Annotated in this window: 21 protein-coding genes; 11 read left to right on the forward strand and 10 right to left on the reverse strand. The window is 69.2% G+C overall.

Annotated elements, in window-relative coordinates:
• Positions 1-59: 59 nt before the first annotated feature.
• The 3 genes from GGQ83_RS16875 to GGQ83_RS16885 are packed head-to-tail and all read left to right on the forward strand — an operon-like array spanning position 60 to position 2,999.
• On the forward strand, positions 60-1,181 hold the full coding sequence (locus GGQ83_RS16875) for a Re/Si-specific NAD(P)(+) transhydrogenase subunit alpha (protein WP_184386159.1): 1,122 nt from the start codon (positions 60-62) through the stop codon (positions 1,179-1,181).
• 11 nt (positions 1,182-1,192) lie between these two features.
• Positions 1,193-1,591, forward strand: a complete 399-nt coding sequence (locus GGQ83_RS16880) for an NAD(P) transhydrogenase subunit alpha (protein WP_184386160.1) — start codon at positions 1,193-1,195, stop codon at positions 1,589-1,591.
• A gap of 7 nt (positions 1,592-1,598) precedes the next feature.
• Complete coding sequence (locus GGQ83_RS16885) at positions 1,599-2,999, forward strand: NAD(P)(+) transhydrogenase (Re/Si-specific) subunit beta (RefSeq protein ID WP_184386161.1); 1,401 nt, start codon at positions 1,599-1,601, stop codon at positions 2,997-2,999.
• A gap of 272 nt (positions 3,000-3,271) precedes the next feature.
• Here the strand turns inward: GGQ83_RS16885 and rpsU are convergent, their stop codons facing one another.
• Positions 3,272-3,475, reverse strand: coding sequence for a 30S ribosomal protein S21 (gene rpsU / locus GGQ83_RS16890; RefSeq protein ID WP_019459559.1), 204 nt, complete (start codon positions 3,473-3,475; stop codon positions 3,272-3,274).
• A 149-nt stretch (positions 3,476-3,624) separates the two neighbouring features.
• Between rpsU and GGQ83_RS16895 the strand changes: the two genes are divergently transcribed.
• The 3 genes from GGQ83_RS16895 to GGQ83_RS16905 all read left to right on the forward strand — a co-directional run bounded on the left by GGQ83_RS16895 (position 3,625) and on the right by GGQ83_RS16905 (position 5,301).
• On the forward strand, positions 3,625-4,137 hold the full coding sequence (locus GGQ83_RS16895) for a peptide deformylase (protein WP_184386162.1): 513 nt from the start codon (positions 3,625-3,627) through the stop codon (positions 4,135-4,137).
• Positions 4,134-4,697 (forward strand): COQ9 family protein, encoded by a 564-nt coding sequence (locus GGQ83_RS16900; RefSeq protein WP_184386163.1) that lies wholly within the window; start codon positions 4,134-4,136, stop codon positions 4,695-4,697. Before GGQ83_RS16895 ends, GGQ83_RS16900 begins: the two co-directional genes overlap by 4 nt.
• A gap of 109 nt (positions 4,698-4,806) precedes the next feature.
• A complete protein-coding gene (locus tag GGQ83_RS16905; RefSeq protein WP_184386164.1) occupies positions 4,807-5,301 on the forward strand; it encodes a hypothetical protein in 495 nt (164 codons plus the stop codon).
• A 159-nt stretch (positions 5,302-5,460) separates the two neighbouring features.
• On the opposite strand, the gene GGQ83_RS16910 is transcribed toward GGQ83_RS16905, so the two are convergent.
• From GGQ83_RS16910 to GGQ83_RS16925, 4 genes are all read right to left on the reverse strand, one after another.
• Positions 5,461-6,552, reverse strand: coding sequence for an OmpA family protein (locus tag GGQ83_RS16910; protein WP_184386165.1), 1,092 nt, complete (start codon positions 6,550-6,552; stop codon positions 5,461-5,463).
• Between the two features lie 191 nt (positions 6,553-6,743).
• Complete coding sequence (locus tag GGQ83_RS16915; RefSeq protein WP_184386166.1) at positions 6,744-7,871, reverse strand: 5-(carboxyamino)imidazole ribonucleotide synthase; 1,128 nt, start codon at positions 7,869-7,871, stop codon at positions 6,744-6,746.
• Positions 7,858-8,313, reverse strand: coding sequence for a 5-(carboxyamino)imidazole ribonucleotide mutase (gene purE, locus GGQ83_RS16920; protein WP_184386275.1), 456 nt, complete (start codon positions 8,311-8,313; stop codon positions 7,858-7,860). Before purE ends, GGQ83_RS16915 begins: the two co-directional genes overlap by 14 nt.
• A gap of 32 nt (positions 8,314-8,345) precedes the next feature.
• Positions 8,346-8,546, reverse strand: coding sequence for a YdcH family protein (locus GGQ83_RS16925; RefSeq protein ID WP_184386167.1), 201 nt, complete (start codon positions 8,544-8,546; stop codon positions 8,346-8,348).
• Between the two features lie 218 nt (positions 8,547-8,764).
• On the opposite strand from GGQ83_RS16925, the gene GGQ83_RS16930 reads away from it, so the two are divergent.
• Positions 8,765-8,935 carry a YdcH family protein gene (locus GGQ83_RS16930; protein WP_184386168.1) on the forward strand — a complete coding sequence of 57 codons (171 nt, stop codon included), beginning with the start codon at positions 8,765-8,767 and terminating at the stop codon, positions 8,933-8,935.
• A 54-nt stretch (positions 8,936-8,989) separates the two neighbouring features.
• Here GGQ83_RS16930 and GGQ83_RS16935 read toward each other — a convergent pair whose 3' ends face one another.
• Positions 8,990-9,568, reverse strand: coding sequence for a DUF1013 domain-containing protein (locus tag GGQ83_RS16935; RefSeq protein WP_184386169.1), 579 nt, complete (start codon positions 9,566-9,568; stop codon positions 8,990-8,992).
• A gap of 168 nt (positions 9,569-9,736) precedes the next feature.
• Here GGQ83_RS16935 and GGQ83_RS16940 point away from each other — a divergent pair, with 168 nt between their 5' ends.
• The gene (locus GGQ83_RS16940) at positions 9,737-9,928 is read left to right on the forward strand and encodes a DUF1192 domain-containing protein (RefSeq protein WP_184386170.1); all 192 of its coding nucleotides are present in this window, start codon (positions 9,737-9,739) and stop codon (positions 9,926-9,928) included.
• Positions 9,929-9,984: 56 nt separating this feature from the next.
• Here GGQ83_RS16940 and GGQ83_RS16945 read toward each other — a convergent pair whose 3' ends face one another.
• The gene (locus GGQ83_RS16945) at positions 9,985-10,446 is read right to left on the reverse strand and encodes an Hsp20 family protein (protein WP_184386171.1); all 462 of its coding nucleotides are present in this window, start codon (positions 10,444-10,446) and stop codon (positions 9,985-9,987) included.
• Positions 10,447-10,605: 159 nt separating this feature from the next.
• Entirely contained in the window at positions 10,606-10,839 is a 234-nt protein-coding gene (rpmE, locus tag GGQ83_RS16950; protein ID WP_184386276.1) for a 50S ribosomal protein L31, read from the reverse strand.
• A gap of 161 nt (positions 10,840-11,000) precedes the next feature.
• Between rpmE and GGQ83_RS16955 the strand changes: the two genes are divergently transcribed.
• Positions 11,001-12,020 carry a hypothetical protein gene (locus GGQ83_RS16955; protein ID WP_184386172.1) on the forward strand — a complete coding sequence of 340 codons (1,020 nt, stop codon included), beginning with the start codon at positions 11,001-11,003 and terminating at the stop codon, positions 12,018-12,020.
• Positions 12,021-12,028: 8 nt separating this feature from the next.
• Here GGQ83_RS16955 and panB read toward each other — a convergent pair whose 3' ends face one another.
• The gene (panB, locus tag GGQ83_RS16960; protein ID WP_184386173.1) at positions 12,029-12,838 is read right to left on the reverse strand and encodes a 3-methyl-2-oxobutanoate hydroxymethyltransferase; all 810 of its coding nucleotides are present in this window, start codon (positions 12,836-12,838) and stop codon (positions 12,029-12,031) included.
• A 163-nt stretch (positions 12,839-13,001) separates the two neighbouring features.
• On the opposite strand from panB, the gene GGQ83_RS16965 reads away from it, so the two are divergent.
• Positions 13,002-13,910 carry a fatty acid desaturase gene (locus GGQ83_RS16965; RefSeq protein ID WP_184386174.1) on the forward strand — a complete coding sequence of 303 codons (909 nt, stop codon included), beginning with the start codon at positions 13,002-13,004 and terminating at the stop codon, positions 13,908-13,910.
• Positions 13,907-14,914, forward strand: coding sequence for an alpha/beta fold hydrolase (locus GGQ83_RS16970; protein WP_184386175.1), 1,008 nt, complete (start codon positions 13,907-13,909; stop codon positions 14,912-14,914). The genes GGQ83_RS16965 and GGQ83_RS16970 overlap by 4 nt, the downstream gene beginning before the upstream one ends.
• A gap of 53 nt (positions 14,915-14,967) precedes the next feature.
• On the opposite strand, the gene GGQ83_RS16975 is transcribed toward GGQ83_RS16970, so the two are convergent.
• The gene (locus tag GGQ83_RS16975) at positions 14,968-15,660 is read right to left on the reverse strand and encodes a cyclase family protein (RefSeq protein ID WP_184386176.1); all 693 of its coding nucleotides are present in this window, start codon (positions 15,658-15,660) and stop codon (positions 14,968-14,970) included.
• Positions 15,661-15,730 lie beyond the last annotated feature (70 nt).

The following is a 15,730-nucleotide window of genomic DNA, read 5'->3' on the forward strand; positions in this document are numbered from 1 at the left end:
CAGCGTGCATATGCAGCGTCCGGACAAATAGCCGACCATTCAACGGGGGATATGGCCTGATGCGCCTTGCGGTCCTGAAGGAGACGAAACCCGGCGAAAGCCGAGTGGCGGCGACGCCCGAGACGGTGAAGAAACTCATCGCCCTCGGTCTCGACGTCACGGTGGAGCAGGGTGCGGGCACCGCCTCGGGCTTCCCCGATGCCGAATACGCGGCGGCGGGTGCCACCCTGGCCACCGACGCCGCCGCCACCGTGGCGGGGGCGGCCATCGTCTTCACCGTCCGCGCGCCGGAGGTGGCCCTGCCCCAGGGTGCGCTGCTGATCGGCACGCTCCAGGCTGATGCCGCCGCCGCCCAGGCCTATGCGACCGCGGGTGTAGAGGCTTGCTCCATGGAACTCCTGCCGCGCATCACCCGCGCGCAGAGCATGGACGTGCTCTCCTCCCAGGCGAACCTGGCGGGCTACCGCGCCGTGATCGAGGGCGCGGGCGCCTTCGACCGTGGCTTTCCCATGCTGATGACGGCGGCCGGCACCGTGCCCGCCGCGAACGTCTTCGTGATGGGCGCGGGTGTTGCGGGCCTGCAGGCCATCGCCACCGGCCGCCGCCTGGGCGGGCGCGTCTCGGCCACCGATGTGCGCCCGGCCGCCAAGGAGGAGATCAAGTCCCTCGGCGCCAGCTTCGTGGGTCACGAGGACGAGGAGAGCAAGTCCGCCCAGACCGCCGGCGGCTACGCCAAGCAGCTTTCCGCGGAATTCTACGCCAAGCAGGCCGAGGTGGTGGCCGCGCACATCGCCAAGCAGGACGTGGTGGTCTGCACCGCGCTGGTGCAGGGCCGCAAGGCGCCCACGCTGGTGACGGAGGCCATGGTCGCTTCCATGAAGCCCGGCAGCGTCATCGTGGACATCGCGGCCGATGCCGGCGGCAATTGCGCGCTGACCAAGCCCGGCCAGGCCTATGTCACCGACAATGGCGTGAAGATCCTGGGCTTCACCAACTGGCCCGGCCGCATCCCCGCCGCCGCCAGCGCCCTCTACGCGCGCAACCTGCTCACCTTCCTGACCACCTTCTGGGACAAGGACGCGAAGGCGCCGAAGCTGCCGCCCGAGGACGACATCGTCCAGGGTGTCACGCTGACGCGCGCTGGCGCCGTGGTCCACAAGATGTTCGCCCCCGCGGCCTGACGGAGACCCCCATGAGCACCCAGACGGAACTGGCCAACCGCGCCGCCGAGCTTTCGGCCCGCGCCGCCGAGCTGGCGGACTTCGCCCGCCGCGCCGCCGAGGCCACGGCCCCCGTGGCCCAGGTGGTGGAACCCTTCCTGCTGATGCTGACCATCTTCCTGATGGCCTGCTTCGTCGGATACTACGTGGTGTGGTCGGTGACGCCCGCGCTGCACTCGCCGCTGATGGGCGTGACCAACGCCATCTCCTCGGTCATCGTCGTGGGCGGCATCCTCGCCGCCGCGGCGGCCGAGAGCGACGCGGCCCGCCTGTTCGGCGTGCTGGCCGTCACCCTGGCCTCCGTGAACATCTTCGGCGGCTTCCTCGTGACGCGCCGCATGCTCTCCATGTTCCAGAAGAAGAAGGGCTGAGGCAGACATGGCCACCATCGCCACCCTCGCCTACCTCGCCGCCTCGGTCCTGTTCATCCTGGCGCTGCGCGGGCTGTCCCACCCCGAGACGTCGCGCCAGGGCAACCAGTACGGCATGATCGGGATGGGCATCGCCATCGTGGCGACCATCCTGAACTCTGGCATGGATTTCGGCGGCTTCGTGCTGATCATCGCGGGTATCGCCATCGGCGGCTCGATCGGCACAATCATCGCGAGCCGCATCCAGATGACCTCGCTGCCGCAGCTGGTCGCGGCCTTCCACTCGCTGGTCGGCCTGGCCGCGGTCTTCGTGGCGGCGGCCGCGATGTACTCGCCGCAGAGCTTCGGCATCGGCGTGCCGGGCGACATCAAGGGCGCCTCGCTGCTCGAGATGTCGCTGGGCCTGGCCATCGGCGCCATCACCTTCTCGGGCTCCGTCATCGCCTTCCTCAAGCTGGATGGCCGCATGTCGGGCGCGCCCATCCTCTTCGCGAACCAGCACAAGCTGAACGCGGGGCTGGGCGTGCTGCTGCTGCTGCTGGTGATCCTGTTCGTCGCCACCGGCTCGCCCACCCTGTTCTGGATGATCGCGATCCTGGCCTTCGGCCTGGGCTTCCTGCTCATCATCCCCATCGGCGGCGCGGACATGCCGGTGGTGGTGTCCATGCTGAACAGCTACTCGGGCTGGGCGGCGGCGGGCATCGGCTTCACCATCGGCAACCTGCTGCTGATCGTGACGGGCGCGCTGGTGGGTGCCTCGGGCGCCATCCTCTCCTACATCATGTGCAAGGGGATGAACCGCTCCATCATCAACGTGCTGCTGGGCGGCTTCGGCAGCGAGAGCGGCGTGGCGGCGGCGGGCGGCAACGCGGATCGTGCGCCTGTGAAGGCCGGCAGCCCCGAGGACGCGGCCTTCATCATGAAGAATGCCGGCAAGATCATCGTAGTGCCCGGCTATGGCATGGCGGTGGCCCAGGCCCAGCAGGTGGTGCGCGAGATGGCCGACCTGCTGAAGAAGGAGGGCGTGGAGGTCTCCTACGCCATCCACCCGGTCGCCGGCCGCATGCCCGGCCACATGAACGTGCTGCTGGCCGAGGCGAACGTGCCCTATGACGAGGTGCACGAGCTGGAGGAGATCAACCCCGAATTCGCCGAGGCCGACGTGGCCTATGTGATCGGGGCCAATGACGTGACCAACCCGGCCGCCAAGACCGACAAGTCCAGCGCCATCTACGGCATGCCCATCTTGGACGTGGAGCGCGCCAAGACGGTGTTCTTCGTCAAGCGCGGCATGGCGAGCGGCTATGCGGGCGTGGACAACGAGCTGTTCTTCCGCCCGAACACCATGATGCTGTTCGGCGATGCGAAGAAGGTGACGCAGGAGATCGTGCAGGCGCTTCAACGCTGACGCTTCGCGTCAGTGTTGAAGCTTTTTTCTTGCCCTCAAACGCCGGGCGGCGGCTCCGCCGCCTTGGCTTTCGCCGCACCGCTGGTGCGCGGCCGGTAAGGTCAGTTGAGCGGCGCCGGCCGCTGTGCGGCCGGATCCTTCAGAGCCTATCCTGAACGTCTTGGGGGCGCTCCTTTCTTGGGGACGTCCCTTTCCATTTTCGCACGAACGCGAAAAGGGCGCCCACCCGAAGGTGGCGCCCTGTCCGCGTGCGATGTCAGGAAGAGGGGGCTTTAGAAGCCCTCGCGCTCCAGCCGCTTGCGCTCCACCTTGCGGGCGCGACGAACGGCCTCGGCGGCCTCACGGGCGCGGCGCTCGCTCGGCTTTTCGTAGTGGCGGCGAAGCTTCATCTCGCGGAACACACCCTCGCGCTGCAGCTTCTTCTTGAGCGCCTTGAGCGCCTGATCAACATTGTTGTCCCGGACGACGACTTGCACGCGGGCGAATCTCCTGTTGGCGCTCTGGCCGATCAACGTGGAAAAGGCCCGCGGGCAAGAACGCCCCGTGCCGTGCGGAGCAGATAACACAAGCACCCCCCTCACGCAAACCCCTTTCCTGTGGCCAAACGATGCCGACGGAGGTTTGCATGGCCATTCTCAAGATCGCCCGCATGGGCCACCCGGTGCTGCTGGGCGAGGCCGCGCCGGTGCCCGACCCCACCGCCCCCGACATGCGCCGCCTGGTGCGCGACATGGCCGAGACGCTGGCCGATGCCGGCGGTGTGGGCCTCGCCGCCCCCCAGGTGCATGTGCCGCTGCGCCTCTTCCTCTGGCGCGACGGGCCGGCGCTGAACGTGCTCTTCAACCCCGAGCTGACACCGCTGGACGACGCCATGGAACTGGGCTGGGAGGGCTGCCTCTCCATCCCCGGCCTGCGCGGCCAGGTGCCCCGTTTCACCCGCCTCGCCTGGTCCGGACAGGACGCCGAAGGAAATCGCGTCACGGGCGAGGCGGAGGGCTTCGCCGCCCGTGTTCTTCAGCATGAGAATGACCATCTGTATGGCATCTTCTACCTGATGCGCATGGAGGACCTTTCGATGCTCGGCTTCACCGAGGAACTCGCCCGCGCGGCCGAAGCCACCCGTGGAGATGCGCCATGACCGACGACGCCCTGATTCTCGCCGCCGTCGCCCAGGCCAACCACATGGGCTGGACGCGCGAGACGCTGCGCCGAGCCCTGGAGGATCAGGGCGAGCCCGCCGAGATGCTCGACAACGCCTTCCCCCGCGGCGTGGCGGGCGCGGTGGAGGCCTGGTGCGCGCTCGCCGACCGCCGCATGGAAGAGGAGGCCACCGCCGAGGACATGACCGGCCTGCGGACCCCCCAGCGCATCCGCCGCGCCATCGAGCTGCGCCTGCGCGCGGCCGAGCCGGACCGCGAGGCGCTGCGCGCCGCCACCGCCCTGCTGGCCCTGCCCTGGAACATCCCCGTGGCGCTGCGCTGCACGGCCAACACGGCGTCGGCCATCTGGTACGCGGCCGGAGACAGCTCGGCCGACTTCTCCTGGTACACACGCCGCGCCACCGTGGCCGCCATCTATGCCGCCACCCTGGCCTATTGGATGCGTCCACAGACGCCCGAGATGGAGGATGTCCTTGAATTCCTTGATCGGCGCCTTTCGGAGCTACCCAAACCCAAGGCAAAACAACAACATGCATGAAGAGGCTTCGCGCGGGGATGAGTTCCCTGTAAAGCTTCGGTGGGATGCCGAGTCGCGTGCCCAAAGGGCGGCTTCAAGGCAGGGGATCTTTCTTTCGGGGGATAGCGCCATGGCGCGCAAATTCATGCTGTTGGGTGGCATCGCGGCCGCCATGGCGGTGCCGAGCCTGGCACTCGCAACCTGCCTGCGGCCGGCGGAAAGGACCGCCTTCGACATTCGCGCGCTGCAAAGCCAGCTGATGGTCGTGGCGCTCTCCTGCCAGCAGCATGACAGCTACAACGCCTTCGTGACGCGTTTCCGCAGCCAGCTGGGCGAGGCGCATCGCGGCGTGACGGGCTATTACCAGCGCGCCTCGGGCCGCCAGGCGCAGCGCGAGATGGACCAGTACATCACGAACCTGGCCAACAACCAGATGCAGGTCGGCATCACCCAGGGCTCGCATTTCTGCCAGAACCAGCTGCCGCTGTTCCAGCAGGCGATGGGCGCCTCCTCGCTCGCCGATCTGGCGGCCATCACGCAGCGGGCCAGCATCCCGCAGCCGCTCGAAACGGCGACTTGCCCGGCCCCGCCGGCCCGGCAGCAGCGGGCCAGCGCGACGCGCTGAGCCTCGCTGCGTCCCGGCGGGACATCTCAGCCCACGACATCGAGGCGGCCCCCTGGGGCCGCCTTTTTTCATGGCCATGCGGCGGCGCGGGATGCGCCCAAAAGAAAAGGGGCGCCTTTCGGCGCCCCTTCCCAAGTCCAGCCTTGGAAGGCCCTGCGATTAGCGCAGGACGATTTCCACGCGGCGGTTCTGCGGCTCGCGCACGCCCTGGGCGGTCGGGACGAGCGGACGATCGAAGCCGAAGCCCTGGATCGTGATCTCGTTCCGGTTGATGCCACGGCGCACCAGCTCGGCAGCCACCGCCTCGGCGCGACGCACCGACAGACGCTGGTTGTAGGCGGCGGCACCGGTGCGGTCCGCGTGGCCCGAGACCTCGATGCGGGTCGAGGACACGGTGCGGGCGTTGGTGGCCGCCTCCGCGATGATCTGGCGGGCGCGGTCCGTCAGGTCGGCGCGATCCCAGTCGAAGAACACCAGGAAGGTGCGGGCCGGGGCCGGGGCCGGGGCCGGGGCCGGGGCCACGACCGGCGCGGGCGCCGGCGTGTTGAAGGCGTAGCGCAGACCAACGAGCACCGAGTGGTTGTAGTTCTCGGAGCGGAAGGTGCTGCGGCTCGTCGTCACGCCCGCGTTGTTCACGGTGGCGTAGGTCAGCGACGGCGCCAGCGTGCCCATGAAGCGGTATTCGGTGGTCAGCGCCAGGCCGGGCAGGAGGGCGTCGAGGCCGACAGCGGCACCCACGATCGCCTGGTAGGCGAAGCGGCCGTCACGGTCGTTCGAACGCAGCGAGCCGCCCGGGAAGTTGGCGCGGATGCTGCTGTTGTCGGTCCACTGGTAACCGGCACCAACACCCACATACGGGGTGATGTTGAAGCCACCGAAGTCCATGCCCAGCGGAATGTCGTAGAAGGCATTGCCCATCACGCCATACTGGTAGCGGTTGCCCGACACGCTGCCGGCGCGCACCGCGTTGATCGCGTAGCGGTGCGGCTCGTTCCAGCGGAAGCTGCCCTCGATCTCGGCACGGATGCCGTTGCCGAAGCCCCAGCCGACGCTGCCGACCGCAACGACGCCGATGTTGTCCGAGTTGGACACGCGGACGCCGGGGTCCACCGCCGAGGAACGACCCTCGAGGAAGTTCGCACCAACGCCGGCACCCACATAGAGGCCGGTGACCGGCATGGTCTGGGCCTGGGCGGCGGCCACGGGCAGCGACAGCACGGTCGCCGCGAGAAGGGCCTTCTTGAAGCTCATCTTTGCTTCTCCTTGAAACACGCTTGTTATCCGGTCGCGGCGTGAGAGACCCATGACGAGCACCACCATCCCGCTGCGTAGTATGACAATAACACCTGGCATCGGTTAGTTGTAGCACCCTGTCGGGCATTTCGCGCACATGTGGCAGAAACACCACAGTCATCATGGCGCCCAGGCAACAGGTGGTTCATCTACCAGCCAACCGGGCGCCAGTCCTTTTCCACGGAGGAAATTTTCCCCAAGGAAAGCAGAAGGTTCGCGTGGCCCAGCTTGCGCCCGGCCCGCGCCTCCTCCTTGCCGTACCAATGGGCCACCACCTGCGGTGCGGCGACCATCTCCGGCCAGGCGGCCAGCCCCTCGGGGCCAACCAGGTTCCGCATCACCGAATCGGCATGGCGGGTTGCAGGGCCCAGGGGCAATCCAACCACCGCGCGAACATGCTGCTCGAACTGCCCGCACAGGCAGGCATCCATGGTCCAGTGACCGGAATTGTGCGGCCGCGGCGCGATTTCATTTCCCAGCAGGGTCCCGTCGGCCAGCAGGAACATCTCGAGCGCCACGATTCCCACGAGGTCCAGCGACTCGGCCACGCGGCGCACATTCTCCCGCGCCGCCGCCGCCGTGGCGTCCGGCACGCGGGCCGGGGCGAAGGAGAGGTCCAGGATATGGTGGCGGTGATGGTTCTCCACCGCGTCATAGACCGCGACCGACCCATCCGCGCCCCGTGCCGCGATGGCCGAGACCTCGCCCGCGAAGGGCACGAAGGCTTCCAGGATCAGCGGCTTGGGCTCCAGCCGGGCATAGGCGGGGGCGATGTCATCAGGCGTGCGGAGCACCGCCTGGCCGCGCCCGTCATAGCCCATGCGCGTGGTCTTGAGCACGGCGGGCAGGCCGATGCGCGCCACGGCGTCGCGCAGTTCCGCCTCGCTGCGCACCTCGGCCCAGGGGGCGACGGGCACGCCGGCCTCGGCGAGGAAGCGCTTTTCCCGCACCCTGTCCTGGCCGATGGCCAGCACGCCCAGCCCCGGGCGGCAGGGCACCCTGCCCTCCAGCGCGGCCAGGGTCGCGGCGGGCACGTTCTCGAATTCGAAGGTGACGACGTCCACCTCGGCGGCGAAACGGTGCAAGGCCGCCACATCCTCATAAGGGGCGACCGTGCGTGCGGCGGCCACCTGCATGCCCGGCGAATCGGCGTCCGGCGCATAGACATGGGCGCGGTAGCCCAGGCGGGCCGCGGCCATCGCGCTCATCCGCCCCAGCTGCCCGCCGCCCAGGATGCCGATGGTGGCGCCTGGAGGCAGAGGCTCAGGCCGGGTCATGCGGCACGCCCTCGGTCTGGGCCGCGCGCCAAGCTGAAAGCCTCGCCGCCAATGCCGCATCGGACAAGGCGAGGATGGACGCCGCCAGCAGCCCCGCATTGATGGCACCCGCCCGGCCGATGGCCAGCGTTCCCACCGGAATGCCACCGGGCATCTGCACGATGGAGAGCAGCGAATCCATGCCCTTCAGCGCATGGGATTCCACCGGCACGCCCAGCACCGGCAGCGCCGTCATGCTGGCCGCCATGCCGGGCAGATGCGCCGCGCCGCCCGCGCCCGCGATGATGACCTTGAGCCCCCGCCCCGCCGCGCCGCGCGCATAGTCGAACAGGCGCTCGGGCGTGCGGTGGGCCGAGACCACCCGCGTCTCGTGCGGCACGCCAAGCGCGGTGAGCGTCTCGGCGGCGTGGCGCATCGTCTCCCAGTCGGAGCGGCTGCCCATGATGACGCCCACCAGGGGCGCGATGTCGTTGGTCACGCGATGATATCCGGCACCAATTGGCTCTCCAGCCAGGCGATTTCGTCCTTCAGCTTCAGCTTGCGCTTCTTGAGGCGCACGAGCTGGAGCTGGTCGCCGATGCTGCCATCCAGCCGTGCGATCACCGTGTCCAGGTCGCGGTGTTCGCTGCGGAGTTCATGCAGGCGGCGCAGCAGGGCTTCGCGGTCTTCGAGCATCACGTCCTGAGGCCACCCCTGGTTTCACACCGCGCCGTTAACGCAAAAAACATCGCGTCGCTGGCAGGCTTCGGGATAGCATGCCAGGGCGGCGGTGCAACAGCAGCACTGGCCTGCGACCCCGGGCCGCATGGACGGTTCCACCATGCGGCATTCCCCGTCGTCGACCTGGCCGGCGGCGCCCCGGGAAGGAACCCACGGATGGAAAAGGATACGCGATGATCCATGCCCCGAGGCTGAATGCCCTGGAGACCCGTCACGCCAACCTTGAGCAACGTATCGCGCAGGAAGGTGCCCGCCCGCGCCCGGATGACGGGGCGCTGGCCCGTCTGAAGCGGGAAAAGCTTCAACTCAAGGAAGAAATGGAGCGTCTGCGCCGCATGAACTGATCTCCGGCCGCCTTCGGTGATCCCACCGAGGGCGCGCCATCCATCAGATGCCGCCTACTCAGCGTCGCTGGCCACCGGCAGCGGCGCGGGGACCGCCTTGCCTTCGGCCTTCAGCCGCTCCTGCGCGGCCGTCACGGCGACATTCAGCGCGCTCTGGGTGCACAGCCCCAGGATCACGGGGTCGCGCGCCTTGATGTTCGGGCTGTTCCAGTGCGTCTTGTCCCGCACCTTCTCGATGGTTTCCTTGGTGGTGCCCAGCAGCTTGGCCACCTGCGCGATGGACAGTTCCGGATGGTTGCGCAGCAGCCAGGCGATGCCGTCCGGGCGATCATTGCGCTTGGCCACGGGGGTATAGCGCCCGCCCTTGCCCCGCGCCTTGGACTGCGGCACGGCGTTGGGCGCCAGCGAAAGCCGCGCGGAGGTATCGGCCTCGCAACGCGCGATATCCTCGCGGGAGACCTGCCCATTCGCCACGGGGTCATAGCCGATGATGCCCTGCGCGACCTCGCCATCCGCGATGGCCTGCACCTCCAGCGGGTGCATCTGCACGAAATCCGCGATCTGTTCGAAGGAGAGGGAGGTCTTCTCGATCAGCCACACGGCGGTGGCCTTGGGCATGAGGGGTTGGGCCATGGGTCATCCGTCAGGTCGGCGCCCGGAAAAGGACACCATCAGAATTGCTGTGCGCGCCGCGGGGCACGCACCCGAAGCAAGCACACGGGGGGGCACGCGGCCGACTGTGAGAAGCCCTATAGTGGCAGGCCCGCATGGGGCCAAGCCCTGAAACGAAAGCCCGTCGTCATGCTCGATGAAGATGCGCCCTCGAAACCACAAAAACACTTCGTCCCGGCGGCGCTGGCCGAATGGTCTGAGGTGGATCTGCGCCACTACATCACACAATTGCAGGCCGAGATCACCCGGGCCGAACAAGCCATCGCGGCCCGCGCCTCACAGCGCCAGGCGGCGGAGGCCTTCTTTCGCCCACCAACATGAAACCCGGGACATGAAAAAGGCCGGGGGTCGCCCCCCGGCCCGGTCGCCTCAGGCCCTCAGGCGGCCTGCTGTTCCAGCACGGGCCGCGCGGCCGGCGCCGCCGCCTCGATCGCGATGCGGCGGGGCTTCAGCGCCTCCGGCACTTCGCGCTTCAGCGCCACGTGCAGCAGGCCATTCTCCAGCCGCGCGCCCTGGACCACGAGATGGTCGGCCAGGACGAAGCGGCGCTCGAAGGCACGGCCGGCGATGCCGCGATGGATGTAGCGGCGCTCACCCGGCTGCTCGGCCGCCTTGCCGCTGACGTGCAGCGTGTCCTCGCGCAGCACCACCTCGATGTCCTGGGGGCCGAAGCCGGCCACGGCCATGGTCAGCACATAGCTGTCATCGCCGGTCATCTCGATGTTGTAGGGCGGGTAGGCCTGAGCCTCGGGCTGGAGGCGCGCGCCATCCAGCATGCGGGCGAAGCGGTCGAAGCCGATCGCGGTGCGGAGAAGAGGAGAAAAATCAACAGCGTTCATCGCTGAACCTCCTGCGAAAGCAAGGTCCGTGTTGGGCGGCCATCCGTGGCGCCCCACCAGGGCGGCGCCGCATCCGGTCCACGCCGGGGCCCATCAGGCACCCCGGCACCGCAGGAGGTATTTCCGCGAGCCCCCCGGTTCAAGGGGGCATCACGTGTGTCAGGGCGCCTTCTTGATGGTCCCGATGCCCGCGAACTTCTTGTTGAACTTCGCCACCTGGCCGCCGGTGTCCATGATGCGCTGCACGCCGGTCCAGGCCGGGTGGCTCTTGGGGTCGATGTCGAGGCGCAGCGTGTCGCCCGGCTTGCCCGCGCAGGTCCGGGTCGTGAAGGTCGTGCCGTCGGTCATGATGACGTTCAGCTCATGATAGGCGGGATGGGTGTCGGACTTCATGGCGCGGCTCTCGGGGATGCGGCAGGCCGCGATGGCGGCCCGGCCGTGGATGGGGGGCCATAGGACATCCCCCCGTCGCATGCAAGTCACGGCATGCGCGTGGCAGCCTTAACCAAAGCCTCACCCCTGCCGGACCATAGACATGCCGGCAGGAGGTGGCCATGCCGGCTGGCGCCGCGGCGAACAGGGATGAGCTGGAACGGCTGGTGGCGGCGCTGGAGCGCAGCGGCCTCGCCGAAAGCCGCGACGACATCGCGGCGTTGCTGGCGCAGTCCAAGGCCCTGCTCGGCACCCCCGCCCCTCCATCCGGCCGGCCGCGCCGCCGTCCGCGGGTCAGCGCGCGGGGCAAGCTGCGCGCCCTTGTGCTGCTGCTGCTCGATGCCGTGGCCGCCATGGCCACCCTCTATGGCGCGGCGGGGCTCGGCTTCGAGACGGTGGAGGCGCTGGAGGGCGGGCTCGCCATGGCCGCCGGCCTCGGCTGGGCCTTGTGGCGCTGGGGCGGGCTGTCCGCCCTGCTGGCCGAGGCCCTCTTCCGCCTGCGCTACGCGCTGCGCTGGGCCGGGCTCTGGCTGGCCGAACCCTTCAGCGACCGCGCTTATGAGGCGCTGGAAACCCTGCTCGACGCGCGGGAGGTGATGCGCGGCTGGCGGGCCCATCGCCGCACCCTGCCCCCCAGCCACGGCCTGCAGGATGTCGAGGCCTGGCTGCGCGCCACCTACGGCCCCCGCATCGCCGTCCGCTTCGCCCGCGCGGCCGAGGAGCGGCGCGCCGGCCAGCCGGGCTGGACCCTGCGCGGCGGCCAGGCCAGCGGCCCCCCGCGCCCCGTGCCGCCCAGCCGGATGATGCGATGGTCCTCCCTCATCACCCTCTTCGAGGCGACGGCCGAGGGCGGCGCGCTCTGGGCCACCGACCCGCCGCCCGAGCGGCCGCCCGCGCCTGCGCCCGCCCTGCCGCCCCTCGCCGCGCCCCCTGTCGAGGCCGAGGCGCCCGAGCACCTGCAACGGCGCCTGGACCTGCGCGAATTGATCCGCCGGAAGCGGCAGGACATCACCACGGCCTATGGCTGGAAGCTCAAGACCGAGGCCGAGATCGCGCAGCGCGACAATTATCTGCAGGAACTCCGCACCGAGATCGCGGTCCTGGAGAAGGAGCTGGCCGCTCTGGGTGGCCCACCCGCCTGACGCCCAGGCTACCCCTTCTTCGGGGGCGGGAAGCAATGCTCCGGCCCCGGGAAGCGGCGGGCGCGCACATCCTGGGCATAGGCTTCGGCCGCCGCCGTCACCTGGGTGGAAAGCTCCGCGTAGCGCTTCACGAAGCGCGGCGTGAAGTCGCGGAACAGGCCCAGCACGTCATCCGTCACCAGGATCTGCCCGTCGCAGGCGGCGGAGGCGCCGATGCCGATGGTGGGCACGGGCAGCGCCGCCGTGATGGCGGCCGCCACCGGCTCCACCGTGCCTTCCAGCACGACGGCGAAGGCGCCGGCCTCGGCGATGGCGGCGGCGTCGCGCGCCACGCCCGCGGCCTCCTCCTCCGAACGGCCGGTGGCCTTGAACCCGCCCGCGGTGTTCACCGCCTGGGGCATGAGGCCCACATGGCCGCAGACCGGCACGCCGCGCGTGGTGAGGAAGCGCACGGTGGCCGCCATCTCCTCCCCGCCTTCCAGCTTCACCGCATCGGCGCCCGTCTCGGCCAGGATGCGGGCGGCGTTGCGGAAGGCCTGTTCGGGGCTTTCCTGGTAGGTGCCAAAGGGCATGTCCACCACCACGCAGGCCCGCCGCGCGCCGCGCACCACGGCGGCGCCATGGGCGATCATCATCTCCAACGTCACGGGCAGGGTGCTGTCGAAGCCATAGACGACCATGCCCAGCGAATCCCCCACCAGCAGCAGGTCCACATGCGGGTCGAGCAGCTTCGCCGTCTGCGCCGTATAGGCGGTGAGGCAGACCAGGGGCTCGCCCCCCTTCCGCGCGCGGATCTGTGGCGTGGTGATGCGCTTCATTGTGTTCCTCCCATTGGCGTTGCCGCTTCCTTGTAGGGGGCCTGAGCCAAGCGGGGCATCACCCCCGGCGCATGGGTGCCAACACCCGGTGTGGCGCGGCGCGGCGCTTGCCCGGCGCGGCGCGCCGCTTGCATGGCACCCACCGCACTGAAAGGCTTGCCCCATGAGCACCACGCTCGACGCGCCCCGCCCGCGCGACATGATGCACTTGGCCACACGCTCCGATGCACGCGGGGCGGCGCGGGCCGTGCTGCACCTTGCCTTGATCCTGGGCAGCGCTGCCTTGATCGCGGTCGCGCCCGGGGTGCTGGTGGTGCCGGCGATGCTGCTGGCGGGCATCATCCAGGCGGCACTCTTCGCGCCCTTCCACGAGACATCGCACTACACGGCCTTCAGGTCCCGCCGCGCCAATGCGGTGGTGGGCTGGATCAGCGGGCTGCCGGCGCTGCGGAACTGGCACTACTACCAGCAATTCCACCTGGCCCATCACAAGCACACCCAGGATGCGGAGCATGATCCGGAGCTCATGCTGCCCCCGCCGGCCACCTTCCCCGCCTATCTCGCGCGCATGGCGGGCCTCGCCTATTGGCGCGCGCAGGTCGAGGTCTGGGTCGCGGCCTGGCGCGGCGACATGCGGGCCTATCCCTTCCTGCACGAAGCGACGGCGCCGCGCGTCATCGCCTCGGTCCGCGCCTCCTCGGCGCTGACGGTGGCGCTGGCATTGGCGGCGGGGCTCGCCTTCGGCTGGGCCGCGCTGTTCTGGTTCTGGATCGGCCCGCAGATCCTGGGGCAGATCGTCCTGCGCCTCTATTTGCTGACCGAGCACACGGGCTGCTCGGAGGACGCGAACGGCCTGACCAACACCCGCACCGTGCTGACGAACCCCGTGGTGCGGCTGCTGATGTGGAACATGCCCTACCACGCCGAGCATCACCTCTACCCCTTCATCCCCTTCCACCGGCTGGCCGAGGCGCATGGCGTGCTGAAGGACCGGCTGGCCCATGTGGACCAGGGCTATGCCGCCTGGCACCGCGACCACATCCGCAAACTTCGTGAGACGAACCCCGCATGACTGAATGGCCCAAGGCCCAGGGCGATTTCCACCTGGGCGACCTTCCCCTCCATCGCGGCGGCGTGCTGCCGGATGCCACGCTGGTCTGGCGCAGCCATGGCACGCTCTCGCCCGTGCGGGACAATGTGGTGCTCTACCCGACTTCCTATTCCGCGCAGCACCCGGACCTGGAATGGCTCATCGGGCCCGAGGGCGTGCTGGACCCCACGCGCTGGTTCATCGTGATCCCGAACATGTTCGGCAACGGCCTTTCCACCTCGCCCAGCAACAGCGCGGATTGGCCGGATGTCGTCACGTCCTGGGACAATGTGGCCGCGCAGAAGCGGCTGATGGCCGAAGTGTTCGGCGTCACCCACCTGCACGCCGTCTATGGCTGGTCCATGGGCGCGCAGCAGGCCTATCACTGGGCCGCGGCCTATCCGGATGCGGTGTCGCGCGTCATCGTCAATTGCGGCTCGGCGCGGACCTCCGTGCACAACCGCATCTTCCTGCAAAGCCTGATCGCGGTGCTGGAGGCGGCGCCCGAATACCTGGGCGATGGCCGCTTCTCGGCCCATCCCGCGCGCGCCATGAACGCCTTCGGCCGCATCTATGCGAGTTGGGCGCTCAGCCAGGATTTCTACCGCGCGAACCTGCACCTGACGGCGCTGGGCGCGCCGGATCTGGAAACCTTCCTCCGCCGCGACTGGGTGGAGCGCTTCAGCCGCCGCCCCGCCGCGGACCTGCTGGCGCATCTGCGCACCTGGGAGGCCGGCGACATCGCCGATGGCGGCGACCTGCCCGCCGCCTTGCGCGCCATTCAGGCGCGCGTGCTGCTGATGCCGGGCGCCACCGACCTCTACTTCCGCGTGGCGGACAACGAGGCCGAACTGCCCCATCTGCGCCACGCGGAACTGCGCCCCATTCCCAGCATCTGGGGCCACCGCGCCGGCAACCCGCAGCCCATCCCGGAGGACACGGCCTTTATCCGCGCGCAGGTGCAGGACTGGCTGGAGAGGGCGTAGCGTCCGATCGCTCCCGGCGGAACGCCGGGGGCGTGAATCGGCCGCTTTAAAAGTTAACCCTCCAGGATCGCGCAGGCGCGCACCGGGCTGCCGGTGCCGCCCGCGATCTTCAGCGGCAGGGCGATGAAGCGGAACCGCCCCTTGCCCACCACCTTGTCGAGGTTCACCACGCCCTCGTAATGCGTGAAGCCCATGTCGCGGCAGACATGATGCACCTCGAAATTGTTGCGGCCCGGCCGGCCGGGGCTGACGCTCTCCACCGTGAAGGCAGTGATGCCCTTCGCGCCCAGCCAGGTGGCGCTTTCCTTGGTCAGCCCCGGGAAGTCGGTGATGTAGCCCTCGGTGCCCGCCGCGCGCGCGTAGAAGCCGGTGTAGAGCAGCACCGTGTCGCCCTTGCGGATCTCCACGCCGGCCGCTTTTTCCGCGGCTTCCAGGTGTGCGATGGTGATGTCCGTCTGGTCCGGCACATGCGTCAGGTCCAGGCACACGGCCTCGGTGAAGAAGGTCTCCAACGGCATCTCGTCAATCGTCTTCGCCCCCGGCCGCGCGTCGAAATGCACGGGTGCGTCCACATGCGTCCCGCCATGGTCGCCCATGTGCAGCACCATGGTGGCGGAGGAGAATTCATACCCGTCCACCACGCGCTTCTCGTCATGGGTGCTGAAGGGATAGACCTCGATCGTCGGGTGGTTCACCAGGCGCTGCATCTTGTGGGTGATGGTGCGGCTGAGGTCGATCAGTTTCATGGGACGCGAACTCCGGGCTGAATGCGCGCCGATGCTGGCCCCGCATCCCGCACCGCGCAACATGGGGGCT

Origin of the sequence: Roseococcus suduntuyensis, from assembly GCF_014196305.1 — a bacterium.
In the GTDB taxonomy this organism is placed as follows: domain Bacteria; phylum Pseudomonadota; class Alphaproteobacteria; order Acetobacterales; family Acetobacteraceae; genus Roseococcus; species Roseococcus suduntuyensis.